Here is an 838-nt window from a genome sequence, read left to right as displayed (position 1 = left end):
GATAGCAATAAGCCAGTAAGTGATGCTTACAATTATAAAGATTTATCTCAATCTGTAGATCCAAGAACAGGTGCATTTTCTCTATCATATAAAATAGGAGATGTAATTGGGAATGGATTTGAAGATCCAGAAATTTCTTTATCGATAAATTATTCTTCTCTATCTAGTTCTGATGCTTTTGGATTAGGAAAAGGTTGGAGCTGGAATTTAAGTCATTATGATACAAAAAGTGGAATGCTGAGTTTAGCAAGTGGTGGTAGCTATAAACTAGATATTGGAACGGGCAAACTAAAATATTATAAATTAAAAGATTTAAACGTAACAATTGGCAGTGAATATGTTACTTTAAAATATAAAGATGGACGAATTGAGCAAATTGATAGAGCGTTTGGTAATTTAAGAAAAATTACAAATGTTCAAGGTTTTAGTGCGGAATTAACTTATGAAAAAGGTGCACGCATTCAATCCATCGTTTATAAAAGTCCAGTAAACGGGGATGATGTTAAGAAATTAGAAATTGCTTATCCTTCAGATACTGAAGTAAGAATAAAAAATAATAATGGTTCTACATTTGGAGCTCCATTAACAATAATTAAAAAAAGTACAAACAGTTTATTAACATCAATAGTGAATCCATTATCACAAGAAGTAAAATTTGAATATAAAGCTTTAAGCGAGAAAAATTTTGCTACAGATGGATTAATTACAGATATTTCGTATCCAACAGGAACAAAAATCAATGTAATTTATTTACCAGGTGGATTAGAGTCCGCTAAAAAAGGCGTTGCTTCTCCTGCGGTATCTAAAATTAGAACAATATCTCTTCCAAAAACAGATA

The 838-nt window shown here is 30.4% G+C and carries 1 protein-coding gene; it reads left to right on the top strand.

Annotated features, from left to right (window positions below; genetic code table 11):
* Window positions 1-838 (top strand): hypothetical protein (locus GCL60_RS17305; protein ID WP_161998270.1); only part of this gene is annotated, 838 nt, incomplete at both ends.

This window comes from Silvanigrella paludirubra (assembly GCF_009208775.1).
GTDB lineage: Bacteria > Bdellovibrionota_B > Oligoflexia > Silvanigrellales > Silvanigrellaceae > Silvanigrella > Silvanigrella paludirubra.
This window is presented reverse-complemented; position numbering and strand designations above follow the sequence as displayed.